The 25,657-nt window shown below is 68.9% G+C and carries 22 protein-coding genes; 11 read left to right on the forward strand and 11 right to left on the reverse strand.

Annotation, left to right across the window (positions count from 1 at the left end; all coding sequences use genetic code 11):
• Nucleotides 1-73 precede the first annotated feature (73 nt).
• The 6 genes from EV653_RS12885 (at nt 74) to EV653_RS12910 (ending at nt 6,881) form a co-directional block, all read left to right on the forward strand.
• The gene (locus tag EV653_RS12885) at nt 74-1,021 is read left to right on the forward strand and encodes an ROK family protein (protein WP_134102040.1); all 948 of its coding nucleotides are present in this window, start codon (nt 74-76) and stop codon (nt 1,019-1,021) included.
• A gap of 31 nt (nt 1,022-1,052) precedes the next feature.
• A complete protein-coding gene (locus EV653_RS12890) occupies nt 1,053-2,768 on the forward strand; it encodes an ABC transporter substrate-binding protein (protein WP_134102043.1) in 1,716 nt (571 codons plus the stop codon).
• A 64-nt stretch (nt 2,769-2,832) separates the two neighbouring features.
• Nucleotides 2,833-3,831 (forward strand): ABC transporter permease, encoded by a 999-nt coding sequence (locus tag EV653_RS12895; RefSeq protein ID WP_134102046.1) that lies wholly within the window; start codon nt 2,833-2,835, stop codon nt 3,829-3,831.
• Nucleotides 3,832-3,834: 3 nt separating this feature from the next.
• Nucleotides 3,835-4,770, forward strand: coding sequence for an ABC transporter permease (locus tag EV653_RS12900; protein ID WP_134102049.1), 936 nt, complete (start codon nt 3,835-3,837; stop codon nt 4,768-4,770).
• The gene (locus tag EV653_RS12905; RefSeq protein ID WP_238159697.1) at nt 4,751-5,728 is read left to right on the forward strand and encodes an ABC transporter ATP-binding protein; all 978 of its coding nucleotides are present in this window, start codon (nt 4,751-4,753) and stop codon (nt 5,726-5,728) included. The genes EV653_RS12900 and EV653_RS12905 overlap by 20 nt, the downstream gene beginning before the upstream one ends.
• A 118-nt stretch (nt 5,729-5,846) precedes the next feature.
• The gene (locus tag EV653_RS12910; protein WP_238159698.1) at nt 5,847-6,881 is read left to right on the forward strand and encodes an ABC transporter ATP-binding protein; all 1,035 of its coding nucleotides are present in this window, start codon (nt 5,847-5,849) and stop codon (nt 6,879-6,881) included.
• 112 nt (nt 6,882-6,993) lie between these two features.
• On the opposite strand, the gene EV653_RS12915 is transcribed toward EV653_RS12910, so the two are convergent.
• Entirely contained in the window at nt 6,994-7,767 is a 774-nt protein-coding gene (locus EV653_RS12915; protein WP_134102057.1) for an SDR family oxidoreductase, read from the reverse strand.
• A gap of 90 nt (nt 7,768-7,857) precedes the next feature.
• Between EV653_RS12915 and EV653_RS12920 the strand changes: the two genes are divergently transcribed.
• The 3 genes from EV653_RS12920 to EV653_RS12930 all read left to right on the forward strand — a co-directional run bounded on the left by EV653_RS12920 (nt 7,858) and on the right by EV653_RS12930 (nt 12,750).
• A complete protein-coding gene (locus EV653_RS12920; protein WP_134102060.1) occupies nt 7,858-9,240 on the forward strand; it encodes an MFS transporter in 1,383 nt (460 codons plus the stop codon).
• A gap of 121 nt (nt 9,241-9,361) precedes the next feature.
• A complete protein-coding gene (locus EV653_RS12925) occupies nt 9,362-11,329 on the forward strand; it encodes a heparinase II/III domain-containing protein (protein WP_238159699.1) in 1,968 nt (655 codons plus the stop codon).
• Nucleotides 11,330-11,397: 68 nt separating this feature from the next.
• On the forward strand, nt 11,398-12,750 hold the full coding sequence (locus tag EV653_RS12930) for a peroxidase family protein (protein ID WP_134102064.1): 1,353 nt from the start codon (nt 11,398-11,400) through the stop codon (nt 12,748-12,750).
• Here the strand turns inward: EV653_RS12930 and EV653_RS12935 are convergent.
• From EV653_RS12935 to EV653_RS12945, 3 genes are all read right to left on the reverse strand, one after another.
• Complete coding sequence (locus EV653_RS12935; RefSeq protein ID WP_238159700.1) at nt 12,728-14,068, reverse strand: NAD(P)/FAD-dependent oxidoreductase; 1,341 nt, start codon at nt 14,066-14,068, stop codon at nt 12,728-12,730. The two genes, EV653_RS12930 and EV653_RS12935, sit on opposite strands and share 23 nt — an antisense overlap.
• Nucleotides 14,069-14,128: 60 nt before the next feature.
• The gene (locus EV653_RS12940; protein ID WP_134102067.1) at nt 14,129-16,894 is read right to left on the reverse strand and encodes a helix-turn-helix transcriptional regulator; all 2,766 of its coding nucleotides are present in this window, start codon (nt 16,892-16,894) and stop codon (nt 14,129-14,131) included.
• 85 nt (nt 16,895-16,979) lie between these two features.
• Nucleotides 16,980-17,690 (reverse strand): alpha/beta fold hydrolase, encoded by a 711-nt coding sequence (locus tag EV653_RS12945; protein WP_134102069.1) that lies wholly within the window; start codon nt 17,688-17,690, stop codon nt 16,980-16,982.
• A 153-nt stretch (nt 17,691-17,843) separates the two neighbouring features.
• Here EV653_RS12945 and EV653_RS12950 point away from each other — a divergent pair, with 153 nt between their 5' ends.
• The gene (locus EV653_RS12950; protein ID WP_134102072.1) at nt 17,844-19,574 is read left to right on the forward strand and encodes an L-aspartate oxidase; all 1,731 of its coding nucleotides are present in this window, start codon (nt 17,844-17,846) and stop codon (nt 19,572-19,574) included.
• Between the two features lie 24 nt (nt 19,575-19,598).
• Here EV653_RS12950 and EV653_RS12955 read toward each other — a convergent pair whose 3' ends face one another.
• Nucleotides 19,599-20,477 carry a LysR family transcriptional regulator gene (locus EV653_RS12955; RefSeq protein ID WP_134102075.1) on the reverse strand — a complete coding sequence of 293 codons (879 nt, stop codon included), beginning with the start codon at nt 20,475-20,477 and terminating at the stop codon, nt 19,599-19,601.
• Between the two features lie 71 nt (nt 20,478-20,548).
• Between EV653_RS12955 and EV653_RS12960 the strand changes: the two genes are divergently transcribed.
• A complete protein-coding gene (locus EV653_RS12960; RefSeq protein WP_134102078.1) occupies nt 20,549-21,418 on the forward strand; it encodes an EamA family transporter in 870 nt (289 codons plus the stop codon).
• A gap of 118 nt (nt 21,419-21,536) precedes the next feature.
• On the opposite strand, the gene EV653_RS12965 is transcribed toward EV653_RS12960, so the two are convergent.
• From EV653_RS12965 to EV653_RS12990, 6 genes are all read right to left on the reverse strand, one after another.
• Complete coding sequence (locus tag EV653_RS12965) at nt 21,537-22,223, reverse strand: NADPH-dependent F420 reductase (RefSeq protein WP_134102081.1); 687 nt, start codon at nt 22,221-22,223, stop codon at nt 21,537-21,539.
• Nucleotides 22,220-23,266, reverse strand: coding sequence for an LLM class flavin-dependent oxidoreductase (locus EV653_RS12970; RefSeq protein ID WP_202871679.1), 1,047 nt, complete (start codon nt 23,264-23,266; stop codon nt 22,220-22,222). Before EV653_RS12970 ends, EV653_RS12965 begins: the two co-directional genes overlap by 4 nt.
• A gap of 86 nt (nt 23,267-23,352) precedes the next feature.
• Complete coding sequence (locus EV653_RS12975) at nt 23,353-23,715, reverse strand: hypothetical protein (protein ID WP_202871580.1); 363 nt, start codon at nt 23,713-23,715, stop codon at nt 23,353-23,355.
• A gap of 12 nt (nt 23,716-23,727) precedes the next feature.
• On the reverse strand, nt 23,728-24,597 hold the full coding sequence (locus tag EV653_RS12980) for an RNA polymerase sigma-70 factor (RefSeq protein ID WP_134102084.1): 870 nt from the start codon (nt 24,595-24,597) through the stop codon (nt 23,728-23,730).
• 13 nt (nt 24,598-24,610) lie between these two features.
• Nucleotides 24,611-24,829, reverse strand: coding sequence for a hypothetical protein (locus tag EV653_RS12985; RefSeq protein WP_134102087.1), 219 nt, complete (start codon nt 24,827-24,829; stop codon nt 24,611-24,613).
• A complete protein-coding gene (locus EV653_RS12990; protein ID WP_134102090.1) occupies nt 24,826-25,581 on the reverse strand; it encodes an SDR family oxidoreductase in 756 nt (251 codons plus the stop codon). Before EV653_RS12990 ends, EV653_RS12985 begins: the two co-directional genes overlap by 4 nt.
• Between the last annotated feature and the right edge of the window lie 76 nt (nt 25,582-25,657).

The raw sequence follows: 25,657 nt of genomic DNA on the forward strand, positions 1-25,657 counted from the left end.
GGCTTGTGGTCCGTTGGTTGTTAAGTTAGTTTCCTATCGATTCTATTGGTTGGCCCGAGGAGGTGCCACCCCCGTGGTTCCAACGCCGGTCGTCCTCGGACTCGACTTCGGCGGGACGAAGATCGCCCTGGCGGTCAGCGACCTGTCCGGACGCCGTCTGGGTACGCGGACCATCGACAGCCGCCCGGAGTTCGACGGGGCGTCCGGCGGTGCTGCCGAGGCCATGGCCCGCGGCCTGTCCGCAGGTCACGAACTGCTCGCCGAGGTTGCCCCCGGCCAGGAGCTCGCCGGCGTCGGCGCGGCCACCCTCGGCATCCCGTACGACGACCGCGTCGAACTGGCTCCCACCTTCCCGGGCTGGGACGACCTCCCGTTCGGCCGGCTGGTGCGGGACGGCTTTCCCGGCGTACCCGTGCGGCTGGCAACCGATGTGAAGGCGGCCGCGGCGGCCGAGCTGCGCTGGGGCGCGCTCGCGGACTGCGACCCCGGGCTGTACGTCAATCTCGGCACCGGTCTCGCGATCGCGATCGTTGCCGGCGGCACCGTGATCACCGGCGCGCACGGCGCGTCCGGCGAGATCGGCTACAACCTGCGCTCGGCCGGCGACGTGTACGTCGACGCGGACGAGCGCACGATCCTGGAACACGTCGTCAGCGGTCAGGCACTCGAGACCACCGGGTCCGCCCGGCTCGGGCAGCCGGTCACGGCCGCCGACGTCTTCACGATGGCGCGGACCCAGCCGGACGCCGCCGTCCTCACCGACGAGTTCGTCCGGGAACTGGCGATGCATCTCGCCAACCTGGCCATCGCGGTCGATCCGGTCCGGATCGTCGTCGGCGGCGGCCTGGTTCGTTCCTGGGACCAGATCGAAGCCGGCCTGCGTCGCGCCCTCGACGTGGCCGTCCCGTTCCCACCGGAGTTGTCGGTGGCCCGGTTTCCTTCGGACGCTCCGCTGATCGGGGCGCTCGCCCTTGGCGTCGAGGCAGCAGGAGTTGTCCTCGGTGCAGAAGCATTCGCATGAGCAGGATTACCAGTAGCGAAAGGCAGAGACGATGAGGGGCATCACACGCATCGCGGTCGCCGCGATAGCGGTCGGCGCACTGACCGCCGGGTGCGGCGGTGGCGACAAGCCGATCGGGAGCGGGGCGTCGTCAAGCAACCCGTCGTCCTCGACGAGCAGCGGCGGCAGCACCGGGCAGTACAAGAAGGGCGGCACGGTCACCATCGCCAACGTCGGCGGACAGACCTGGCCGTGTCAGTTCAACCCGTTCAACCCGTCGGTCAACGGCGTCGCGGGCGGCTTCGTCTACGAGCCGCTGACCTTCGTCAACGTGCTGAAGGCCGGTGCCACCACGCCGATGCTGGCCACCGACTTCGCCTGGTCGCCGAAGAAGGACTCGATCGTCTTCACGATCCGCGACGGGGTGAAGTGGAGCGACGGGCAGCCGTTCAGCGCCGATGACGTCGTCTACACGTTCAACCTGATGAAGGCGCAGCCGGCCCTGGACATCTACGCGCTGTGGACCGGCGCCGGGCTGACCAGCGTCACCGCGGCCGGCAACAAGGTCACGCTGAAGTTCAAGGGCGCGGCCGAGCCGTACTTCTTCAACTTCGCCAACCAGGTCGACATCGTCCCGAAGCACATCTGGTCGACCGGTGAGGCGGCCTCCAAGCCGGCCACCTGGGCGGACCCGAAGCCGGTCGGCACCGGTCCGTACACGGTCGAGTCCTGCACCGCGAACAACATCTCGTACGCCGCCAACGCCAACTACTGGCAGCCGGGCAAGCCGTACATCCAGAAGGTCCAGTACCCGGCGTACCTGGACAACAACCCGGCCAACCTCGACCTCGCCAGCGGCAAGGCGCAGTGGGGCGGTCAGTACATCCCGAACATCGACAAGTTCTACAAGTCGAAGTCGCCGGAGAACAACTACTGGTTCCCGCCGACCGCGAACGTCGCCCTGGTGCCGAACAACGACCCGTCCCGCCCGGCGACCAGCAAGCTGGCGGTCCGGCAGGCACTGGCCTACGCGCTCGACCGGGAGCAGATCTCGAAGATCGGTGAGAGCGGCTACCAGCCGGCCGCGAACCAGACCGGTGTGGTCACGCCGACCTTCGACAAGTACTTCGACAAGGACGCCCTGACGGCGGCCGGCTACGACAAGCCGAACGTCGACAAGGCGAAGCAGTTGCTGCAGAGCGCCGGCTACTCGTCGTCGAACCCGCTCAAGCTCAGCGTCATCACGGTGACCGGCTACACCGACTGGGACGCGTCCCTGGCCGTGGTCAAGCAGAACCTCGCTGCCGTCGGCATCGAGCTGAGCGTCCAGGACCTGCAGCAGCAGTCGTACAACCAGAAGCTGTACACGGGTGACTACGACCTGGCCTACTCCAGCCTGTCCGGTGGACCGACGCCGTACTACGAGCTGCGGCAGCTGCTGTACTCGAAGAACACCGCCCCGATCGGCAAGCAGGCCAACAGCAACTACTCGCGGTACAGCAACCCCGCGGTGGACAAGCTGTTCGACCAGTACGCCAGCGCGGATCCTGACACCCAGGTCAAGCTGATCAAGCAGATCTCTGGGTACATGATCAAGGATGTCCCGCTGATCCCGACGACCGAGTCGGTCGACTGGTACCAGTACAACACCAAGGACATCGAGGGCTGGCCGACGCAGGACAACCCGTACGCCCAGCCGGCGCCGTACAACATCCCGGACGCCGGACAGGTACTGGCCAACCTGTACTCGAAGTCGGCCCAGAAGTAGTCCAGAAATAGTCCAGAAGTAGTCCGGAAGTACCGTCCAGCGTGAGCACGAGGAGCTATTTGCGGTGAGATACCTGCTACGACGTCTCGGGTTCTTCGTGCTCACGCTCTGGGCCGCGATGACGCTGAACTTCTTCATCCCGCGGATGATGCCGGGCAGTCCGGAGGAGGCGCTGCGGGAGCGGCTCAGCAAGGGCGGCTCGGTGGTCACGGCGGACCAGTTGCGGACCGTCCTGGCCGAGTTCGGCTTCGAGCCGGACAAGAACATCGTCCTGCAGTACCTGGAGTATCTGAAAGCAATGGTCACCGGGCACTGGGGCGTGTCGATCGGCAGCAGCCTCGGCGTCCCGGTGACCACGCTGATCGGCAGTGCCCTGCCCTGGACGCTCGGGCTGGTCGGCATCACGACCATCCTGGCGTTCGCGATCGGCACGCTGATCGGCACGATCTCCGGCTGGCGGCGGGGCGGGCTGATCGACGGGGTCGTGCCGCCGGTCTTCATCGTCACGTCGGCGCTGCCGTACTTCTGGGTCGCGCTGCTGTTCATCTCGCTGTTCGCGATCGGTGACCACGCGATCCTGCCCAACGACTTCAACTACGACCAGGGACTGACGCCGGGGTTCAACGGTGAGTTCATCTTCAGCGTCCTGAAACACGGCATCCTGCCGGCCGCGACGATCCTGATCACCGCGATCGGCGGCTGGATCCTGACCATGCGGAACAACATGATCACCACGCTGGCCGAGGACTACGTCCGGATGGCGCGGGCCAAGGGCATCCCGAGCCGGCGGATCATGTTCGGGTACGCCGGCCGGAACGCGTTCCTGCCCAACCTGTCCGGGTTCGCGATGTCGCTCGGCTTCGTCATCTCCGGCACGATCCTGGTCGAGTACGTATTCAACTACCCCGGCCTCGGCTACATGTTCTACAACGCCACCGTGAGCACCGACTATCCGTTGCTGCAGGCCCTCTTCCTGCTGGTGACGCTGGCCGTGCTGATCTGCGTCCTGCTCTGTGACTTCGCGGTGTTCCTCCTCGACCCACGAGCCCGGACGAAGGGATAGCCGATGAGCGCAATCGTCACCGGCGCCGCCGCGCCGACAACCACCACTGCCACCCGGCGACCGCGGGGCGGGCTGTTGCGCGCGATCATGCACAACCGCAAGGCCATGATCGGCGCCGGCCTGCTGGTGCTGTTCATCCTGCTCGCCGCGTTCCCGCATCTGTTCGTGCCCTGGCTGCACGGCGATCCGCGGGCGATCGGCGAACTGCCGCTGCAGTCCCCGTCCGGCAAGCACTGGCTCGGCACGACGGGCCTCGGCCAGGACGTGTACGCCGAACTGATCTACAGCACCCGTGAGTCGCTGATCATCGCGGTGGTCGCCGGACTGGGCGCGACGATCCTGTCCGTGATCATCGGCGTCTCGGCCGCCTACCTCGGCGGCTACGCCGACGACGGCCTGTCGATGCTGACCGACATCTTCCTGGTGCTGCCGACGTTCCCGCTGATCATCGTGCTGGCGACGTACGCCGGTAAGGGCAACCTGACCGTGATCATCGTCGTGCTGATCCTGACCGGCTGGTCGTACGGCGCACGGCAGATGCGGGCCCAGGCGTTGTCGCTGCGCAACCGCGACTTCCTCGAGTCGGCCCGGGTCCGCGGCGAGCGGTCGTCGTACATCATCGTGGTCGAGGTCCTGCCGACGATGATCTCGCTGATCGTCGCGAACTTCCTCGGCGCCGCGCTGTACTCCGTGCTCACCGCCGCCGGCCTGCAGTTCCTCGGCCTCGGCGACCCCAACTCGCTGAGCTGGGGCACGATGCTCTACTGGGCCCAGAACCAGGGCGCCCTGGTCAACGGGCTACCCGCGTGGGCGCTGTCGCCGGGTCTGGCGGTCGCGCTGCTCGGTGTTTCCTTTGCCCTGCTCAACTATGCGTTCGACGAGATCAGCAATCCCGCGCTGCGGCCGGTTCGGAGGCGACGTGCCCGATCAGCTTCTTGAGGTCCGTGATCTCACCGTCGAGTACGACACCGGTCAACACCCGGTCGTCGCGGTCGACCACGTGGATCTCGACGTACAGGCAGGTGAGTTCGTCGGTGTCGTCGGCGAGTCAGGCTGCGGGAAGTCGACGCTGCTGTTCGCGATCGCGCACCTGCTGAGCTCGCCGGCCGCGATCACCGGCGGTAGCGTGAAGTTCCTCGGGCAGAACCTGGTCACGATGAGCGAGAAGAAGCTCGCGTCGCTGCGGTGGCGTGACTTCTCCGTGGTGATGCAGAGCGCGATGAACGCGCTGAACCCGGTGAAGAGCATCGGCGCGCAGTTCCACGACACGATCATGGCGCACGACGAGGTGGTCGACGACAACCGGCCGGCCGAGGTACTGCGGCTGGTCGGCATCGACCCGATCCACCTGAAGAGCTACCCGCACCAGTTGAGCGGCGGCATGCGGCAGCGCGCGATGATCGCGATGGCACTGCTGTTCACGCCGGACCTGATCATCATGGACGAGCCGACGTCCGCGCTCGACGTAGTCGCGCAGCGGTCGCTGATGGTGCAGATCAAGGAGCTGCAGCGCAAGCTCGGGTTCGCGGTCATCTTCGTCACGCACGACATGTCGCTGGTCAGCCACTTCTCCGACAAGCTCGTGGTGATGTACGCCGGGCAGGTGGTCGAGTTCGGCGCGACGCGGGCGGTCTTCGATCACCCGGAGCACCCGTACAGCGAAGGTCTGCTTGATGCGTTCCCGTCGATCCGCGGGCCGAAGGTGCCGCTGACCGGTATCCCTGGCAGCCCGCCCAACCTCGCCGATCCGCCGCCCGGCTGCCGGTTCCAGCCACGCTGCCCGAAGGCGTTCGAGGACTGCCCGAAGATCGAGCCCGATCTCTACCAGGTCGGCGCCGTCCAATCTCGTTGCCTACTGCACGCACCGTCGATCGCATCCGCCCGGGAGGTGTCATGACTGTACTTTTGGCCGGGCCTTCGGCACCGGCGTGGTCATCGGGCTGTGACTCCCGGCCTTCCCTCGTCGCTCCGGTCGCTTCGCTCCCTCCGCTCCTCAGTCCAGGCCGGGAGGCCCGATGACCTCGATGGATACCGAATCGCGCGAGATGACGGAATCGGCCGCGGCGCCGGTGATCGAGGCGCGGGACCTGAGCCGGCACTTCAAGGTCGGGCGCGGGTTCTCGCGGCAGATGCTGCACGCCGTCGACAACGTGAACTTCTCGATCGGGCGGCAGGAGATCGTCGCGCTCGCCGGTGAGAGCGGCAGCGGGAAGAGCACGATCGCGCGGCTGCTCGCGGGCGTGTACAAGCCGACCGGCGGTGAGATCTTCTACCAGGGCCGGGCGATGTCGACGTTCAGGTCCCGCAAGGACCAGTTGTCCTACCGCGGTGACGTGCCGATGGTGTTCCAGGACCCGTTCAGCTCGCTGAATCCGGCGTTCCGGGTGTCCCACGGCATCCTGCGCAGCCTCAAGCTGCACCGGCCCGAGTTCAGCGGGTCGCAGCGGGAGGACGAGGCCGCGCGGGTGATCGAGGCGGTCGGGCTGACGCCGGCCGGCGACATCATGCACCGGTACCCGTACGAGCTGAGTGGTGGCCAGAGGCAACGAATCGGGTTCGCGCAGGCGCTCGCGCACAAACCGAAGCTGATCCTGGCCGACGAGCCGGTGTCGATGCTCGACGTGTCGATCCGGATCGGCCTGCTGAATCTGATGGCCGAGCTGCGCAGGACCGAAGGGGTGTCGTTCCTCTACATCACCCACGACATCGCCAGCGCGCGGTACGTCGCGGACCGGCTGATGATCATGTACGCCGGGCACATCGTCGAGTCCGGCCCGGCGGAATCGGTGCTCGCGAACCCGAAGCACCCGTACACGGACCTGCTGCTCGGTGCGGTGCCGGATCCGCGGGCGCCGCTGGCCGCGGGGATCGAAGGCGACACCGGCGAGCCGCCGAAGGTCATCGACCCGACACCGGGGTGCCGCTTCCGCTGGCGCTGCCCGTTGGCGGTCGATCGGTGCCACGTCGAGACGCCGGTCCTCCGCCGCCTGGGCGAGGACCACGAGGCAGCCTGCCACGTGGCCGAGCCCGACCCCGGGTTCGCCGCCTGACAGCTCGATCCCGGCGCCGGTCCCGCGGCGCCGGGATCGGTCAGCTCGTCGCCGCCGGTCAGCTCGTCGCCGCCGGTCAGACCATCGGCGTCGGTCAGACCATCGGCGTCGGTCAGATCGTCGGTGTCATGCCGCCGTCGAGGATGATGTCGGCGCCGGTGAGGTTGCCGGCGCGGTCGCTGGCCAGGAACACCACCAGATCGGCGACCTCCTCCGGACGCGTGAAGCGGCCGGTGACCGAGTCCTTCGCAGCCTGAGCGGCGACATCCTTCGGCGCGGCGCCGACCGCACCGCCGACGGTCTCCGCGACGCCACCCTTGCCCAGCCACAGGTCGGTCGCGACCGGACCGGGGCTGACGGTGTTGACCCGGACGCCCTTCGGCCCGACCTCCTTCGACAACGACTTGAAGAAGCTCAGGCATGCGGCCTTCGCGGCGCTGTAGTCGATCACCAGCGGGTCGGGCAGGGTCGCGTTGACCGAGCAGACCGTGACGATGACGCCGGACCGCTCGATCAGCATCGGCAACGCGGCGCGCGTCGTACGAACGGCCGACATCAGGTCGAGGTTGAGCGTCTCGAGCCAGTCGTCGTCGGTGACCGAGGCGAACCCGCCCGGGCGCGGACGCACGCTGCCGACGTTGTTCACCAGGATGTCGAACCCGCCGGCCTTGCTGACCGCCTCGTCGACGAGCCGCGCCGGACCGTCCGTCGTCCCGAGATCGACGGCGAACGCCTCGACGGGTAGCCCTTCGAGCTCCGCGCCTATCGTGCGCGAGCCCGCGACGACCTTCACACCTTCGTCGACCAGCGAGCGCGTGATCGCCAGGCCGATTCCTCGGCCGGCACCCGTCACGACCGCCGTCTTCCCACCCAGCTGCAGATCCATCCGCAGTACCCCCTTCGCGGAGAACGGTACCGCGTCCGCGCACCGAAATATTGTTCGACGCACATCGAACAGCGACGTAGGGTGGGTGTCATGCCCTTCGAGCACCGCCGGTCCGTCGTCGCGCTGGCCCTGATCGCCTCGTTCATGGTCTTCATCGACAGCACGATCGTGAACGTCACCCTCGCCCAGCTTGCCACCCACCTGAACGCGTCCCGCGCGGAGCTCGCGTGGTCGCTCAACGCCTACACGCTGTCGTTCGCGGCGCTGATGCTCGGTGCCGGGGCGATCGCGGACACGCTCGGCGCGAAGCGGGCCTTCCTGACCGGGCTGGTGGTGTTCACCGTGTCCTCCGCGGTGTGCGCGGCGGCCGGCTCGATGCTGATGCTGAATCTCGCTCGGCTCGTCCAGGGCGCGGGCTCGGCGCTGCTGCTGCCGAGCGCGCTCGTCCTCGCGACCGCGTCGGCAACTGACGAGCACAGCCGGCACCGCCTGGTCAGCTGGTGGGCCGCTGCGGGTGGCGCCGGGATGGCGGCCGGTCCCCTCCTGGGCGGCGGCCTGGTCGCGCTCGCGAACTGGCGAGCGGTCTTCGCCGTCAACGTGGTGATCGGGATCCCGGCCGCGATCTGGGCGATGCGCTCGATGCCGTCGGTGGTTCGCCGGGCTCGTCGGATGGATCTTGCCGGGATGGGGACCGCCACCGCCTTCATCGGTGGCCTGGTCTTCGCGTTGATCGAGGCGCCGACGCGCGGGTGGCTCGATCCGGCGGTGTTGAGTGCGGCCGCGCTGATGGTCGCCGGGCTGGTCGCCTTCATCGTCGTGGAGCGTTCCGTCGGCGCACCGCTGCTGCCGCTCAAGCTGTACGCCGACCGTGGCTTCGCGGCCGCCGCTGCCCAGGGCACGCTGCTCAACTTCGCGTTCTACGGCGTGCTGTTCACGATGAGCTTGCTGCTCCAGCAGGGCCGCGGACTCAGCCCGCTGGTCACCGGCCTCCTGTTCCTACCGCTGACCGGCCTCATCTCGATCGCCAACCTCTGCTCCGCCCCGCTGACCCGTCGCCTCGGTCGCCCCGCCGTGCTCGCGATCGGCCAGGCCGTCCTCACCCTCGCGCTCCTCGGACTCGCCTGGGCCAGTACCGCGTCCGCCGTCTGGCCGATGGTTCTCGCCCTCGTCCCCATCGGGTTCAGCTCCGGCCTCCTCGTCCCCACCATGACCGCTCAATCCATCGCCGCCGTCGAACCCGACCTGCACGGCGCCGCCTCGGCCGCCTTCAACACCTCCCGCCAGATCGGCGGCGCCATCGGCGTGGCCACCTTCGGCCCCCTACTGGGCACAGCCCACAGCCTCAGCACCGGCTTCATCACCTGCGCGATCGTGGCCGCCGCCGCGAGCATCGCCGGATTGGGTGTCACCGCGCTTGCGGCCGCCGGCCGACGTACGCCGATCCCGGTACCGTCGGCAGCCTCCGATTGCTGAACCGTCCCACCGCTACGCTTCGACGGGGGCTGGACGCAACTAATCGGGTGGGTCGGAGCGTCTTGCTTGGTGAGAGCCGGGCCGGGAGGGGGAGCGAGTGGCGCCCCAGCGCACGAGGCGGTTGAGCACGACCGTCGCGCTGACGCTTGCCTGCGTGCTGGTCTGCGCGGTCGCGTTCGCCGGCGCCGTCTTCGTGCTGATGCCCGGCACCCGCGACCGCAGTACGCCGGTTGTCGCCGCCGGCTCGCCGACGCCGAGCCGACCGAAGCCCAGTACGCCGAGCCCGAAGCCCACCCTCCCGGATTCGACCGACGAACCGCTCCCGGGCGTCGACACCCCGGCCACTCCCCCGCCGGCGACGCCGGTCGCCAACACCGGCACGTACGAGTGCTCGGGGTACAGCGGCATCCAGTCGAAGGTCCCGGTGTCGATGCTGATGAACGACACGTTCTCCTGGGGCGACGACCCGCCGTACAAGGTCGGCAACGGGAACGGCGACATCAACTGGCGCTCCGACCCGTATAAGAAGCCGAGTTGGTACATGTGGCTGCATTCGCTGCGCTGGCTGGGTCAGGGGATCGAAGCCGGACAACGCGGCGACCGGAAGGTGCTCGCGCACACGATGGCGATCATCCACGACTGGGTGCAGGACAACCCGTACTCGTGGAAGGGTGACGTCGGCGCGTGGGAGGCCACGATGCACCGCACGAATGTGCTGCTGTGCGCGCGCCAGGCGATTCTGACCGGGATGCATGTCCGCAGCCTGCCCGCGCAGTACGCCTGGCTCGACAAGGCGCTGATCGACCATGCGCAGTTCATGATCGTGAACTGGAGCGGCCCGTCGAACCACGGAACCGACGAGAGCATCGCGCTGTTCGGGGTCGGCTGCACGCTGAAGCGGCCGGAGTTGAAGACGCTCGCGGTCAATCGGCTGACCGAGGCGATCACCACCGCGATCGACACGCAAGGCTCGACGAACGAGCAGTCGGTCGGGTACGCGATGTTCAACTACCTGCTGTGGGGCCGGGCGACCACAGCCCTGCAGCGCTGCGGATCGAACCCCGGACCGGTGATCTCACAGCGGCGGGCCGCGCTGTCGGAGTGGCTGGCGCTCGCGACCAAGTCGACTGGTGAGCTGCAGCAGGTCGGTGACGCCGTAGCGCAGAAGCCGACGGGTGCGGCCGGGACCGCGCTCGACTATGTCGCCACGCTCGGGAAGCGCGGGACGAAGCCGTCGAAGCGCATCGCGGTGTACGACGCGGGGTACGTCTTCGGCCGGACCGGGTGGGGCGAGACGCGACCGTTCGCGCAGGAGTCGACGTACAGCATCCGGTACGGCGTGGGGCGGCGGCTGCACGGCCATGACGACCACATGTCGATCACGTACTCGTCGCACGGCCGCGACGTCCTGATCGACCCGGGACACTCGGGCTACCAGCTCGACAAGTGGCAGGCGTGGTCGAAGAGCGCGGCCGCGCACAACGTGATGACGATCCCGTCGGCGGACATGACGTCGGTGGAGACGCAGTTGGTGCAGGCGTCGATCACGCCGACCGCGGAGTCGTACTCGCTGGCCGACTCCCCGGCGCCGGGCGTGACGCGCAAACGCGACGTACTCGTCCTCAAGGACCCGGACCTGATCATCACCCTTGACCGAGGCCAGTCCGTCGGCCCGCAGCGCTATGAAACCCTCTGGCACCTCGCGCCGGATCAGAAGATCACCGTCCAGTCCCCCACGACGGCCGTCGCCGCGAAGCCGGGCGACAAGTCCAAGACCTATCTGCTCCAGATCCCCTACCAGCAGCAGCCGCCCAAAGACGGCATCACGGTCGTGCAAGGCCAGCAGGACCCGGTCCAGGGCTGGTACTACCCCGACATCTTCCACCGCGAGCCGGCCCCGGTCGTGAAGTTCGGCCGCAACGGAACGACAGCCACCATCCTCTCCGCGATCGTCCCCGCCAACTCCACCGAAACGGTCACCTACAAGACCCGCACGGTCGGCACCATGTTCTTCGTCGATCTGACGGTCGGCGCCCGCAGAACCACCATCCGCGTCCTCCCCGACGGCCGACTGACTCGGATCAGCTGAGTACTCCGGTCACAAGAGGCATGCTTGGGCTGTCTTTCCCTGTGGATCGGAATCTTCGGGAGGTTGGGATGAGTATGCATCCGGCGGCGCGGGATCACTGTCTGAGTCTGGTGCGCAGTGTGGATCGGCCGACTGGCGGAGCGCGGTACGGGCGGATGTTTCCGGGACTCGAGCCGCTGGGGACGGACCCGCACGTGTTGATGCGAGCCGGCAGTGACGGCGGGATCTGTGATGCCGCCGCCGCACTGGATCTCGGTGCCGGCGGGGACGACGCCGAGCAGGCGGCCGGCTGGCCGTTCTTCGGGCAGTTGCTCGCTCATGACACGACCGCGGACCGGTCGCCGCTGATGGGCGGGGTCGAGACCGACGCACTGCGCAACGCGCGGTCGCCCCGGCTCAATCTGGAGATGTTGTACGCCGACGGGCCGATCGGCTCGCCGTACATGTTCGACGCGAACGATCCGGCCAAATTCCTGCTCAGCCCCGACGGGTACGACGTACCGCGGAACCAGCAAGGGATCGCGCTGATCGGGGATCCGCGCAACGACGTCCACATCTTCACGCTGAGCCTGCACGTGGCGTTGCTGCACGCCCACAACCGGATCGTCGACCACCTGCGGACGCACGGCGTACCGGAAGCGGACGTGTTCGACAAGGCGCGGATCGCGCTGACCTGGCACTACCAGTGGATCGCCGTCCACGACTTCCTGCCGCGGCTGGTCGGCCAGGCATTGGTCGACGAGGTGCTCGAGGACGGCGGGAAGTGGTTCAACCCGGAGCCGATGAACGCGTTCATCCCGCTCGAGTACGCCGACGCCGCGTACCGCTACGGGCACGGTCAGATCCGGCACGCGTACCACTTGGTCGAGGACGGGCCGGAGCTGCCGCTGTTCCCCGACCTGGTCGGATTCGGCCCGCTGCCCGTCGATCGGCGCCTCGACCTCGCGCAGATCTTCGACGTACCGGGCCGGCCGCCGGCGCAGCGGGCGAAGCGACTCGACGGGCGGCTGGCCGCGAGCCTGATCGGGTTGCCCGAGCGGATCACCGGCGCGGTCGACGAATCGGCGTACCGGTCGCTGGCCGTTCGCGATCTGCTCCGCGGCGACACGACCGGTCTGCCGAGTGGCGAGGAGGTCGCCAAGCTCCTCGGCGTACCGCCGTTGCCTTTGTCGATCACCGGGGACACCTGGCCCGGCGGTACGCCGCTGTGGTTCTACATCCTCAAGGAGTCCGAGTACCTCGCCGACGGCGACCGGCTCGGTCCGGTCGGCGGCCGGATCGTGGCCGAGGTGCTGATCGGGCTCCTGCGTGCGGACCCGGCCAGCTACCTCAGCCTTGAGCCGGACTGGCAGCCGATGCTGCCCGCTGCCGGTGACACCTTCGGGCTGACCGACCTGCTCATCCCGGCCGGCTCGCGCTGAGCGTCGCCTTGGCCTCGGTCTCGAACGCCTCACGCGGACTCTGGACCGAGGCCAGCGACACGATGTCGCGGCCGTAGAAGAACGCCACCAGCCAGATCGCCAGCACCCGGAACTTGCGGTCCCACGTCGGGACCGCCAGGACGTGGTACCCGCGGTGCATCAGCCAGGCGAGCACGCCCTTGATGACGAGCCGCTTGTACTGGAAGATGCCGGTCCCGAGACCGAGCGTCGCGATCACGCCGAGGCTGTGGTGCTCGTAGTTCTTCGGCGCCCGCCCGCGCAGCGACCGCAGCAGGTTCTTGGCGAGCAGCTTCCCCTGCCGTACTGCGTTCTGCGCGTTCGGCACCGTGTACGCGCCCGGAGTCGACGACGTGAGATCGGGAACCGCGGCATCGTCGCCGGCCGCCCACGCGTCCTCGATCACCTCGGTGTCGGTCCCGATCCGGAGGTCGGCCCGCACCTGGACCATCCCACGCTGGTTGTGCGGCAGGTCGGTGTGGTTGCGCAGCAGGCGGGTCGCGGCGTTCCCCGCCGTCCACACGATCAGCTCCGAGTCGAACTCCGAGCCGTCCGACAGCACCACGTGCCCGTCGTCCGCCGACTGCATCGTGGTGCTGAGGTGCACGACCGCGCCGCGCTTCTCGAGCATCTTCACGACCCACTCCCCCGGCTTGTCGCTCACCTCGGGAAGGATCCGGCCGGTCGCCTCGACCAGGTGGAACGCGAGGTCGCTCTCCGACAGCTCGGGGTACTTCTTCAGCAAGGCCCGCGCCAGCGACAGCAGCTCCGCGAACCCTTCGACCCCGGAGAACCCGCCGCCGACGAAGGTGACCGTGAGCAGCTTGCGCCGCTGCTTGCCCGGCTCCAAACCGGCCGCCTCGTCGAAGGCCGTGAAGAGCCGGTCCCGGATCGCGACCGCTTCCTCGACATGCTTCATCCCGATCGCCCGATCGGCCACACCCGGTACGTCGAAGGTCCGCGTCACCGCGCCCGCGGTAACCGCGATCACGTCGTACGTCATCGTGTAGTCGGGGCCGTCCGCGGGCCGGATCGTCACCGTGCGGTCGGCATGCGCGATGTTGATCACCATCCCGGACACGATCTTCGTCCGCTTCAGGTTGCGCCGCAGCGACACCGCCGCGTGCCGCGCCTCGACCGAACCGGCGACCACCTCGGGCAGGAACGGCTGGTACGTCATGTACGGCCGCGGGTCGACCAGGACCACCTCGGCCTCGTCCCGCCGCAGTTTCTTCTCCAGCCGCCACGCCGTGTAGAAACCGGCATACCCGCCGCCCACCACCAGGATCCTGCGCACCATTTCTCCGTCCATAGTCTCTTTGTCAGGTATGACAACCCGCGCCTGCCGATTGTGACGGGCTCAGGGGCGGAGCTGTTTGCGCGACGTGATCCCCAGCTTGGCGAAGACCTTGCGCAGATGCCACTCCACAGTGTGCTGGCTGAGGAACATCTGCGCACCGATCTCGGCGTTGGTCAGCCCGGCGCCCGCCAGCTCCGCGATATGAGCCTCCTGAGCCGTCAGCGAATCCCGGCCTGGACTGCGGTCCGCCCGGCGCTCGTCCAGCACCTCGCCGGTCGCGGACAGCTCCCGTCCGGCCCGCTCCGCGAACGCGCTCGCGCCCGCCGCGGAGAACAGTTTGTACGCCGTCCGCAGCTGCCCGCGCGCATCCTGTCGACGGCCCTCGCGGCGCAGCCATTCGCCGTACAACAGCTGCGCCCGCGCAAGGTACATCCGCATCCGTGTCCGGCTGAGGCGCTCGACAGCCTCTCCGTACGCCCGTTCCGCCGCGTCCCCGTCGGCGAGCAGGGCGCGCGCCGTGGCCAGGAGCCCGAGGCCCCAGTCCGTGCCGGACGACAACGCGATCCGCTCCAGCAGCTCGAACCCCTCGGCCGCCCGCTCGGGGTGGCCACCGCGCACGGCCGCCTCGACGAGCTCGGGCAGTGCCCAGTTCGCCACGCCGTACTCGGCCGGGTAGGCCGTCGCCTGCACCGCTGCCGCCAGCGCATCGTCGTACCTGGCCAAGCCGTTGTAGAGAACGGCATTCGCGACATAGCAGGTGGTCAATCCGCCGCCTTCGCCGCGGTTGGTCGCATCCTCGATGCCCGCGGCGATCAGCGGCCTGGCCGCCGCCTCGCGTCCGCGCCAAGCCGCGAGGCCCATCTCGCCGTACGGCGCGAGGTCGGTGCCCGTGGCGTCCTTGATGTTCTTGGCCCCCGCGAGCAGGCTCTCGGCCGCGGAGAGTTCGCCGGAGAAGAGGTTCAGATGCACCCGGTGGTGCAGCGCGAGCAGGAGTTCGTTCAGGTCGCCGAGTTCCCGGGCGATGCCGAGGTGGCGGGTGGCCAGCGCGTCCCAGCCCTCGTCGTCCCAGAGGTCGACGGCCATCAACTCCGCGTGGAAGAGCCATCGCAGGTCGTCGCTGTCGCTCGTCCCGTCCGGGGAGGCGTACAACCGGACCGCCTCCCGGGCCAGCGGCACCATGGCGGGATACCCGTCCGCGAACGTCGTCGCGACAGCGCTGAGCAGCACGTCGTGCTTGCGCCGCCGGTCGGAGGTCGGGGCTGCTCGTGCAGCCTGAGAGGCGGCCGTCAGCGCGCTGGTCCCGCCCGGGCCCGATGTCGCGCCGAACCTCCCGGCGTACTGCGCCGCCACCAGCGCCTGGATGTGGGTGTCGCGAGCGAGCTCGAGATCGAGCGGTTCGAGGCGGCGGGCGGCGGCGCGCAGCAGCGGACCGGATTCCAGCCCGTGGCCGGATGCGAACGTGATCTGCGCGCGCAGCAGCTCCACCCGGGCGAGGTGCAGATCATCGACCTCGCCGTTGCCGGCCGTGACGAGTAGCCGCAACGCGGTCTCGAACGCGCCCGCTGCCAAAGTGACCTGGGCGGCCGCGAGGGCGCGGATCGCCCGAGTCGCCGGATCCGGGGTCAGCTCGGTCGCCCGTTGGAGGAACGCCGCCGCCGCGGCCATCCCACCGCGGCGCTGTGCTCGGTCGGCGGAACTGATCAGGTCGGTGGCGACGCCCTCGTCCGGGCCGTCCGCACCCTGGGCCCGGTGCCAGGCCCGGCGGTCGGGATCGATGGCGGGGTCGATCGCCTCGGCCAGCGCCTGATGAACTGCCCGCCGGCCGGCCGGATCGGCGGTGCGGTAGGTCGCCGAACGCACCAGCGGGTGCCAGAAGCGGACCCCGGCACCGATATCGATCAACCCGGCTGCTTCGGCCGCCGCCGCCGTACTCATCGGGACGTCGAGGATCGTCAGGGCGCGAACCAGCAGCGGTACGTCGCCGACCGGCTCGGCGGCTGCGGTCAGCAGCAGCCGTTGGGTGTCCGCCGGTAGGGCCTGCACGCGGCGAGCGAAGTTCTGCTCGATCTGATTCGCCATCGGACGGGCATCGGGTAGCTCGAAACCACCCGCCAGCTGCGCCGCGGTCAGGCCACGCGGCAGCTCCAGCAGGGCGAGCGGGTTGCCGCGGGTCTCGGCGACTATCCGGCCGCGGACATGCGCGTCCAGCCGCCCGGGTACGACGGAGTCCAGCAGCGAACCGGCGTGCTCGTCGGCGAGGCCTCTGACCGGCAGCTCCGGGAAGCCGCGCCACTCCGGGCCCGTGACCGGCTCGCGGAGCGAGAACACGAGTCCGATCCGGTCGGCGAACAACCGGCGCCCGACGAACGTCAGGGTCTGGACCGAGGCCTGGTCCAGCCACTGCGCATCGTCGATCACACACAGCAGCGGACTCCGGTCCGATACCGCCGACAACAGAGTGAGCGTCGCCGCACCGATCAGGAACCGGTCCGGTGGTCCGCCGACGCTCAGCCCGAACGCGACTCCCAACGCGTCCCGCTGCGGACCCGGGAGGCGGTCGAGGAACTCCAGCATCGGCAGACACAGTTGATGCAGGCCGGCGAACGGGAGCTCCATCTCGGACTCGACGCCGGAGGCCCGTACGACGCGACAGCCCTCGGCACGGCTGACCAGGAAGTCGAGCAGGGCCGACTTGCCCATCCCGGCTTCGCCCCGAACGACGAGCACCTGACCGGAACCGGAGCGCACGCCGGCAACGACCTGGTCGAGGCGCGCGCACTCCGCCCGGCGCCCTCGCAGTTCCGGCTCGTTGCCGCTGGTGGTCATCGCTCGCACCCCCTCAGCAGAGGCTACGGGCGAACACCGATGCGGGTACAGAACCCTTGGGTATCGAAACTACGCGCGGTCGGAGCTATGCGTTCATGGCCTCCAGGATGGTGGCGGTGACGGCCTCGGGCTGGGACACGCTGAGGGCGTGCGAGGCGCCCGCGATCTCGCGGGTGCTCTTCGCGCCGGCCCGCTCGGCCATGAACCGGTGCAGGGCGACCGGGATGTTGAGATCGAGGTCGCTGAACACGAACCACGACGGCGTCGACTTCCACGCGGGGCTGTCGGTCGCCAGCTCGGCGGTCAGCGCGGCCTCGGTGGCCGGGCGCTGCGTCGCGGCCATCAGCGCGGCCTGGTCCGCCGGTACGTCGGCGCAGAACTGCTGGTGGAAGACGTCCGGCCGGATCGCCAGGTCGTTGCCGCCGGTGCTGACCGGGTACGCGTTCAGGGCGTCGCCGAGTGTGCTGCCCGGGAACTTCGCGGACAACGCGAACGCGCTCTCGCCCTGGTCGGGTGCGAACGCGCAGACGTAGACCAGGGCCTTGACCGCGTCGTTGTTCGCCGCGGCCTCGGTGATCACCATGCCGCCGTACGAATGGCCGACGAGGACGACGGGCTTGCCGATGCCCGCGATCACGTCGCGGACGTACTGCGCGTCGCCCTCGAGGCTGCGCAGTCCGTTCGGCGCCGCGACGGCCTCGATCGACTGGGCCTGCAGGCGCTCGATGACGCCGTTCCAGCTGGCCGATTCGGCGAACGCGCCGTGGACCAGGACGACGACCGGATTCTCGCTCATGGGTTCCTCTTCTTGTTCGGGTTCAACTTCGGGTTCCACTTCGGGATCACTGTAGAGACCGAACAGACACCGCTGTTGTGACCGGCGAGACAGTCACAACCGGGCACGCTGCGCTGTCCTGTTTGGTGAGAGCACCGAGCACAGGGAGACCCCATGAGCATCACCGAACAGCAGATCGCCACATCGGTCCTGGTGATCGGAACCGGTGGTGCCGGTCTGCGGGCCGCAATCGAGCTGGCGGAACAGGGCGTCGAAGTTCTCGCCCTCGGCAAGCGCCCGCGGTCCGACGCGCACACGTCGCTGGCGGCCGGCGGCATCAACGCGGCGCTGGCCACGATGGATCCCGAGGACACCTGGCAGCAGCACGCGGCCGACACGCTGCAGGAGAGCTACCTGCTGGCGAACCCGATCACGGTCGAGATCGTCGCCAGCGGCGCCGCCCGCGGGATCGAGGATCTCGAGCGCTGGGGTATGCCGTTCGCACGCGAGGCGGACGGTCGCATCTCGCAGCGGTTCTTCGGCGCGCACACCTATCGCCGTACCGCGTTCGCGGGCGACTACACCGGCCTGGAGATCCAGCGGACGCTGATCAACCGCGCGGTCCAGCTCGGCGTACCGATCCTGGACACGGTCTACGTGACGTCGATCCTGGTCAAGGACAACACCGTGTTCGGGGCGTACGGGTTCGACCTGACGACCGGGCGGCGCTACGTGATCCACGCCGACGCGGTGATCCTGGCCGCGGGCGGTCACACCCGGATCTGGCGACGTACGTCGTCCCGTCGCGACGAGAACACCGGCGACGCGTTCCGGCTCGCGGTCCGGGCGGGCGGGAAGCTGCGCGATCCCGAGCTCGTCCAGTTCCATCCGTCCGGGCTGATCGAGCCCGAGAACGCCGCCGGCACCCTCGTCTCCGAAGCGGCACGCGGCGAGGGCGGGCAGTTGCGCAACGCGCTCGGCGAGCGGTTCATGGCCCGGTACGACGCGGAGCGGATGGAGCTGTCGACGCGGGACCGGGTCGCACTCGCGGAGTACACCGAGATCAAGGAAGGCCGCGGCACCCCGAACGGCGGCGTCTGGCTCGACGTGTCCCACCTCCCCCGGGAGACGATCATGCGCCGGCTCCCGCGCGTCTACCAGACACTGCTCGAACTGCAGATGCTCGACATCACCAAGCAGCCGATCGAGATCGCGCCGACCGCGCATTATTCGATGGGCGGCGTCTGGGTCCGGCCCGAGGACCACGGCACCGGGGTGGACGGGCTGTGGGCGATCGGCGAGGCGGCCAGCGGGCTGCACGGCGCCAACCGGCTCGGCGGCAACTCGCTGATCGAGCTGCTGGTGTTCGGCCGGATCGTGGCCGAGGAAGCCGCGAAGTACTCGATCGGGCGCCAGGCGCAGCTGCGCTCGGCGGACGCGGTCGGCGAGGCCCGCGCCGAGATCGACGCCCTGCTGGCGAACGACGGCCCGGAGAACGTCCGAGCCCTGCAGCGGTCGCTGCGCGACACCATGACCGCGCGGGCAGGCGTCGTACGCGATGAGCACGGTCTGAACGCCGGGTTGTCCGAGCTGGCCGAGCTCGAGGCACGGATCCAGGAGGTCGGCGTACATCCGGATATCGCCGGCTTCCAGGACCTGGCGCACGCGTTCGACCTGAAGGCGTCGGCAATGGCCGCGCGCGCAACGCTCGACGCAGCCCTGGTACGCCGGGAGACCCGCGGCTGCCACAACCGCTCCGACTACCCCGACCTCGACGACTCCCTCCAGGTGAACTTCGTCTGGTCCGGCCCGGGCGACATCCAGCCCGAGCAGATCCCACCGATCCCGGACGAGCTCCGCCCCCTGATGCGCCACGTCTCCACCGACGGCAAGCTGGTCGAGTGAGGTGACCCCCCCATCTGTGAAGCGCTAACGGGCGCGGCGGGTCAGCAGGCTGAGGACGAGGGAGAGCGGGGACCAGTCGGTGCGGCCTCGGCGGGTCAGGGCGTAGGCGCGCATCTGGGGTTCGGGGGTGCGGAGGCGGCGGAGGGAGATGCCGGTGGTTTTGGGGTAGGTGGCCGGCATGAGGGCTACGCCCAAGCCGGCGGTGATCATTTCCTGGACGAGTTGGAGGGTGTCGGCTCGTTGGGTGATGCGGGGTTCGAAGCCGGCGAGGGCGGCCAGGGTGCGGACTACGTGTTCGTCGGCGGTGTGGCGGGAGTTGACGATCCAGTCGCTGTCGGCGAAGGCGGCCAGTACGTCGGCCGTCGTACCGGTGGTGCGGCGGGAGCGGGACGGTACGGCGAGGCTCCAGGTGGACTCCCAGAGGGGTATGGATTCGAGCGCCCGGTCGACCGCCGCGGGTGCGAGGTTGTAGTCGTAGCTCAGCGCAAGGTCGACCTGGTCCCGCTCCAACAGCGCGAGCGCCTCGGGTGGCTCCTGCTCCTGGATCTCCAGTCGCACGGCCGGCGGCAGTTGAGCTACGACGGGCAGCAAGCTGTCCCGGATGACGGTATGAAAGGCCGCCACCCGCACGGTCCCAGCAGGCTCGGCCGACGGATCGAGGTCGGCGCGCGCGGCCTCGTGCGCCGCGAGGATGTCGACCGCGTGACCGGCCAGCCGCCGACCCGCCGGAGTGAGCCGCACGCGGCGACCGTCCGGCTCGATCAGCGGCGTCCCGACTTCCTTGGCCAGCGCCGCGATCTGCTGCGAGACCGTCGACGTCGTCACCCCGAGCGCGTCCGAGACCGCATGCATGGAACCCAGTCGCGACAGCGCGAGCAGGAGTTCGAGACGGCGTACGTCCATTCACACATCATGAACGATGTGTCCACGATTCTCACGTGGACGCGAATGAAATCGCGGGCTTCACTGGAGGCATGCGCACACGAGACAGGCAGACCGGCGTAGCGTTCGCGGTTCTGTCGATGACGATGGTCCAGCTCGGACTGGCTGCCTCCGTCGGGCTCTTCGACCAGGTCGGACCGGAGGGCGCGGCCTGGCTGCGGCTCGCCTGCGCCGGCCTGATCGTCCTCGTGCTGTTCCGCCCGCGCCGCAGCTCGTTCGACCGCAACTCGTTCCTGGCCGCGGTCGGGCTCGGCATCGCGACCGCCGGTGTGACGTTGCTCTTCATGGCCGCCGCCGCCCGATTGCCACTCGGTACGGCGAGCGCGCTCGAGTTCCTCGGTCCGCTCTCGGTCGCAGTACTGCGAAGTCGCGGCCGGCTGATCTGGCCCGCGCTGGCGTTCGCCGGGGTCATGCTGCTGACCCAGCCCTGGCACGGTTCGGTCGACGGGCTGGGCGTCATGTTCGCACTGGGCGCCGCGGCGTGCTGGGCGGCGTACATCGTCCTCACGCAGCATGTCGGAGGGAACGTCACCGGCTTGCAAGGCATGGGCGTCTCGTTGCCCGTAGCCGCCGTCGTCGCCACCGCGGTCGCCGGGCCGAGCACGATCCCGGTCATGACGTGGCAGCTGGTCGTGATCGGCTTCGGGCTGGCGTTGCTGCTCCCGGTGATCCCGTTCAGCCTCGAGTACCTCGCCCTCCGCAAGCTCGATGCAGGAGTGTTCGGCACTCTGATGAGCCTCGAGCCGGCACTGGCCCTACTGGTCGGCTGGATCTTCCTGAGCCAGTCCCCCGGTCTCCTCCAGGCCGTCGGCATCGCCTGCGTGATCAGCGCCGGCATCGGCGCCGAACGAGCCGCGCGCCCTCAGGTGAAGGAGCTCGCCGGCGTAGTCGCCGGTCAGTGACAGGTGTACGCCGCTCGACATCCACGCCGCACCTGACAACCGTCCTTGAGCACCCACCAACCACAACGTCCGCGGACGAACGGTTGGTGGGTGCTCAAGGTGCGCTAGGGGCGGGTAGCTACGCGGCGTTCTCCGCAGCGGAGCGGAGCTGCGCTACCTCTTGGCCTTTGACGGTTTCGGGGTAGCGGGCAAGCATTTCGCGCAGTTCAGGTGCGGGGACGTTGGCGCCGAAGGGTTCGGTGCCTGGCTCGAGGCGCTTGCCCTCGGCAAGCGAACCGGCGAGGACGGGGTCGAAGCCGAGCGCGTCGACCAGCTGTGCGACCTCGGCCGCGTCGGCCGGCTCGCCCGCGATGGCGATCGCCTTGCGATCGGCCGCGCCTGCAGGGCGAGAGCCCTCGTCGAGGTCGTGATACCCCATGTGGTTGAAGGCCTTGACCACGCGTGAGTCGGGCAGGAAGTCCTGGACGAGCTCCGAGGACGACGTCCGTGGATCGGTCAGGTCGTCGCGGATGCCGTCGACCTCCCACCAGTAGTTCATGGCGTCGATGACGAGCTTTCCGCGCAGCGCGTCGGCCGGGATGGTCTGGTACTTCCCGAGCGGCAGCGCCAGGATCACCACATCGGCCTCCGCCGCCGCCTCGGCAGCGGTCGTGGCCACGGCGCCCGGCGTGACGACCTCCACGATCAGCGCGATCTTGGACACGTCACCCGATCCCGCGATCAGCACGCGATACCCAGCGGCGATCGCGAGCCTGGCAAGGACGGTCCCGACCTTGCCAGCTCCCAGGATCCCGATCGTCGTCACTTGGACTCCGCGAGCATGTCGCGCACCAGCGGGATCACCTTCGTGCCGTACAGCTCAACGGCCTTCAGCCGAGCGCTCACCGGCAACGGACCACCCGAGTAGATCAGGTCGAACCGCGAGACCCCGAGGGTCCCGACAGCATCGGCGATCCGGCGCGCGACGGTCTCCGGCGACCCGACGTACATCGATCCGTGCAGTACTTCGGACTCGAACTCGTCGCGCTTCAACGGCGGCCAGCCGCGCAGCGCACCGATCCGGTCCCGCATCACCTTGTACGGCGCGTAAAAGATCTCCTTCGCCTGCTCGTCCGTCTCCGCGACGAACCCCGGCGAGTGCATCCCGACCGGATGCGCGACGGTCCCGAACTGCTCCGCCGCCCGCTTGTACAGATCCAGGTACGGCGCGAACCGGTCCGGCGCCCCGCCGATAATCGCGAGCATCAGCGGCAACCCGTAGTACGCCGTACGGACGACGGACTGCGGCGACCCGCCGACGCCGACCCAGGTGTGCAGCCGCCCGGACTCGGTCTTCGGATAGACGTCGGCGTTGTCGAGTGCGGCGCGAACCGTGCCCTCCCAGGTGACCGGCTTCTCGTCGAGCAACTGCACGAACAACTGCAGCTTCTCCTCGAACAGCTTGTCGTAGTCGGCCAGGTCGTACCCGAACAGCGGGAACGACTCCGTGAACGACCCACGCCCGAGGATCACCTCGGCCCGCCCGTTCGACAGCGCGTCGACGGTGGAGAACCGCTGGAACACCCGCACCGGGTCGTCCGAGCTCAGCACGGTGACACCCGAGCCGAGCTTCAGGTTCGAGGTCTTGGTCGCGATGCCGGCCAGCACAGTCTCCGGCGAGGAGATCGAGTACTCCGGCCGGTGGTGCTCACCGAGTGCGATCGCATTGACGCCGATCTGGTCGGCCAGGACTGCCTCCTCGACCACCTGCCGGATCGCCGCCGCATCCGTCACCGGCGCGCCGGTGTCGTCCACAGGGATGTCCCCGAAGGTGTCCAGCCCGAAATCCAGCGTGGCCAAATCGGCCATGTCGCCACTCTCCTGTCCGCTCACCCGACAATTCTAGGTTGACACGTCAACACCAGACCAGGGGGTGTTCATTCCCCAGGAGAGAGTCAGACCCAGTGCCGCAGCTTGTCCGGGTTCAGCACGATCCAGACCGCGGCCACCTTCGCGCCGGTCACCTTCAGGCTCACGACAGCGATGACCCGGCCGGCGGCACGCAACACGACACCCGGCTGGCCGTTGACCGCCTCGACGGTGAGCGCCATCTCCGGATGTACGCCGAGCACCGCCGACACGCACTCCGCGACCTGCGCGATCCCCCGCACCGGCCCCGGTGCGGTGAACACCTGCCCGCCGCCGTCGCTGACCGCGATCACCTCAGGCGCCAGCAGGCTCCGGATCGCGGCCGCACTGCCGGCCCGGCACGCCATGGCGAACCGGTGTACGACGGCATGATCGCCCCGCTTGAACACATCTCCTCCAGCTCAAGCGACGGCGGTGATCTTCGCCGGGTTCATCATCCACAGCACCTCGTCGATGCCGTCGTCCGAGGCGATCACCGTGCACACCGCGAACACCACGCCGTCGCGCTCGAGCATCGCGACCGCGCGGCCGTTCGCCCGGCCGAACTCCACCGTGACGCCGGCCCAGAACCGCGAGTGGAACGCCCGGTGGTACTTCGCCACCCGCTCCCGCCCGACGACCGGGAACTTCGACGCGCGCGCCGCCCCGCCGCCGTCGGAGTAGCTGATCGCGTCCTTGGCCAGCAACTGCTCCAGCACCGCGAGATCACCCGACCGCGCCGCCTCGACGAAGGCCGAGAGCAACTTCTTCTGCTGGCTCCCGCTGACCTCGGTACGGCGTTCCGCGCGGATCCGCTTCCGCGCCCGGCTGACCAACTGCCGCACCGCCGGTTCGGTCGACTGCAGCATCGTGGCCAGCTCGTCGTACGGATAGTCGAACGCCTCGCGCAGGATGTACGCCGCCCGCTCGGTCGGCGACAGCCGCTCGAGCACGAGGAGGACCGCGAAGCTCAAGGCCTCCCCGCGCTCGGCACCGAGGAACGGATCGGCGCTCGTGTCGACCGGCTCCGGCAGCCACGGCCCGATGTACGTCTCCCGCCGGGCACGCGCGGACTGGCTCGCGTTGATCGCGAGCCTGGTGACCGCCGTCGACAGGTACGCCACCGGGCTCTGGACCGTACCGCGGTCCGCGGCCTGCCAGCGCAGCCACACCTCCTGGACCAGGTCCTCGGCCTCGGTGTGGCTGCCCAGCATCCGGTACGCGATCCCCATCAGGCGGGGCCGCACCTCGTTGAAGACCGCGACCGCCCCGTCAAGCTCGTGGAGCTCCATCGACACCCTTCTGTCAGTCCCCTGCTGGAGAATACGGTTGCTCATCGCCCTCCAGCGCCTGGATCGCGCCGCGCAGGCTGTTCAGATCGGCGGTCTCGGCCTGTGCCTCGTACGGGTCGAGCACCCAGTCAAGCTCATCATCGTCCGGAGGTGTGTCTGCCGCGTCCAGCTCGATGTCCGCGTCGACCTCGACCTCGAGCTCCCGCAACTCGTCGTTCGTACCCATCGTCATCGACCGGCCTGTGCGGCATACCACTCGTCGTAGTGCAGCTCGCCCAGAGTGGCGGGGCCGACCGGGACCAGGCTGCGCTCCTTCAGCTCAGCGCCGAAGTAGAGCGCGTGCGGGTCGGAGACGACCTCGCGGGTGTCGCCGCGCTGCGCCAGCGCCTTGCGGAAGAACTCGTCCATCCGGTACTCGTCCGGGCCGGCGATGTCGATCCGCGCGTTCAGCGGCTCGCCCACCGCGACCTTCGCGAGGTTCTTCGCCACGTCGTCACCGGCGATCGGCGCCCACGCGACCGGCGCGATGTGCACCTTGCCGTCGTCGCCGGTGCCCGAATCCGCGGTCGGCCCGACGAACTCGAAGAACTGCGTCGAGTGCACGAGGGAGTACGGCAGACCGGAGGCCTTGATCAGCTCCTCCTGGGCGATCTTCGCGGCGAAGTACGCGTTCTCCGGCATCCGCTCGGTGCCGACGATCGAGATGCCGACATGGTGCCGGACCCCGGCCGCGTCCTCGGCCTGCAGGACATTGCCGGTCGAGGTCTTGAAGAACTCCATCACCGGCCCGGCCTCGAACGACGGCGAGTTGGCCACGTCGATCACGACGTCGGTGCCCTTGAGCACCTCGGCCAGGCCCTCTCCGGTGATGGTGTTGACACCGGTGCTCGGCGCGGCCGGCACCGCCTCGTGGCCGTGCTCGGTGAGCTTCGCCACCAGCTTCGTGCCGATCAGGCCGGTACCGCCGATGATGACGATCTTCATCGCAGATCCCCTTCGGTTGTCTTTCCGTGTCTTTGCGCTGTCATCAGGTAAGACAGGGCACCCACCGGGCTTGTGA

Origin of the sequence: Kribbella pratensis (genome assembly GCF_004365355.1) — a bacterium.
Classification (GTDB): domain Bacteria; phylum Actinomycetota; class Actinomycetes; order Propionibacteriales; family Kribbellaceae; genus Kribbella.

Bases quoted from the DNA above. Each gene is read 5' to 3' on its own strand.
- EV653_RS12890 (WP_134102043.1), top strand. From the start codon at position 1,053: ATGAGGGGCATCACACGCATCGCGGTCGCCGCGATAGCGGTCGGCGCA.
- EV653_RS12900 (WP_134102049.1), top strand. From the start codon at position 3,835: ATGAGCGCAATCGTCACCGGCGCCGCCGCGCCGACAACCACCACTGCC.
- EV653_RS12910 (WP_238159698.1), top strand. From the start codon at position 5,847: ATGACCTCGATGGATACCGAATCGCGCGAGATGACGGAATCGGCCGCG.
- EV653_RS12915 (WP_134102057.1), bottom strand. From the start codon at position 7,767: ATGGATCTGCAGCTGGGTGGGAAGACGGCGGTCGTGACGGGTGCCGGC.
- EV653_RS12920 (WP_134102060.1), top strand. From the start codon at position 7,858: ATGCCCTTCGAGCACCGCCGGTCCGTCGTCGCGCTGGCCCTGATCGCC.
- EV653_RS12930 (WP_134102064.1), top strand. From the start codon at position 11,398: ATGAGTATGCATCCGGCGGCGCGGGATCACTGTCTGAGTCTGGTGCGC.
- EV653_RS12935 (WP_238159700.1), bottom strand. From the start codon at position 14,068: ATGGTGCGCAGGATCCTGGTGGTGGGCGGCGGGTATGCCGGTTTCTAC.
- EV653_RS12940 (WP_134102067.1), bottom strand. From the start codon at position 16,894: ATGACCACCAGCGGCAACGAGCCGGAACTGCGAGGGCGCCGGGCGGAG.
- EV653_RS12945 (WP_134102069.1), bottom strand. From the start codon at position 17,690: ATGAGCGAGAATCCGGTCGTCGTCCTGGTCCACGGCGCGTTCGCCGAA.
- EV653_RS12950 (WP_134102072.1), top strand. From the start codon at position 17,844: ATGAGCATCACCGAACAGCAGATCGCCACATCGGTCCTGGTGATCGGA.
- EV653_RS12955 (WP_134102075.1), bottom strand. From the start codon at position 20,477: ATGGACGTACGCCGTCTCGAACTCCTGCTCGCGCTGTCGCGACTGGGT.
- EV653_RS12960 (WP_134102078.1), top strand. From the start codon at position 20,549: ATGCGCACACGAGACAGGCAGACCGGCGTAGCGTTCGCGGTTCTGTCG.
- EV653_RS12970 (WP_202871679.1), bottom strand. From the start codon at position 23,266: ATGGCCGATTTGGCCACGCTGGATTTCGGGCTGGACACCTTCGGGGAC.
- EV653_RS12980 (WP_134102084.1), bottom strand. From the start codon at position 24,597: ATGGAGCTCCACGAGCTTGACGGGGCGGTCGCGGTCTTCAACGAGGTG.
- EV653_RS12985 (WP_134102087.1), bottom strand. From the start codon at position 24,829: ATGACGATGGGTACGAACGACGAGTTGCGGGAGCTCGAGGTCGAGGTC.
- EV653_RS12990 (WP_134102090.1), bottom strand. From the start codon at position 25,581: ATGAAGATCGTCATCATCGGCGGTACCGGCCTGATCGGCACGAAGCTG.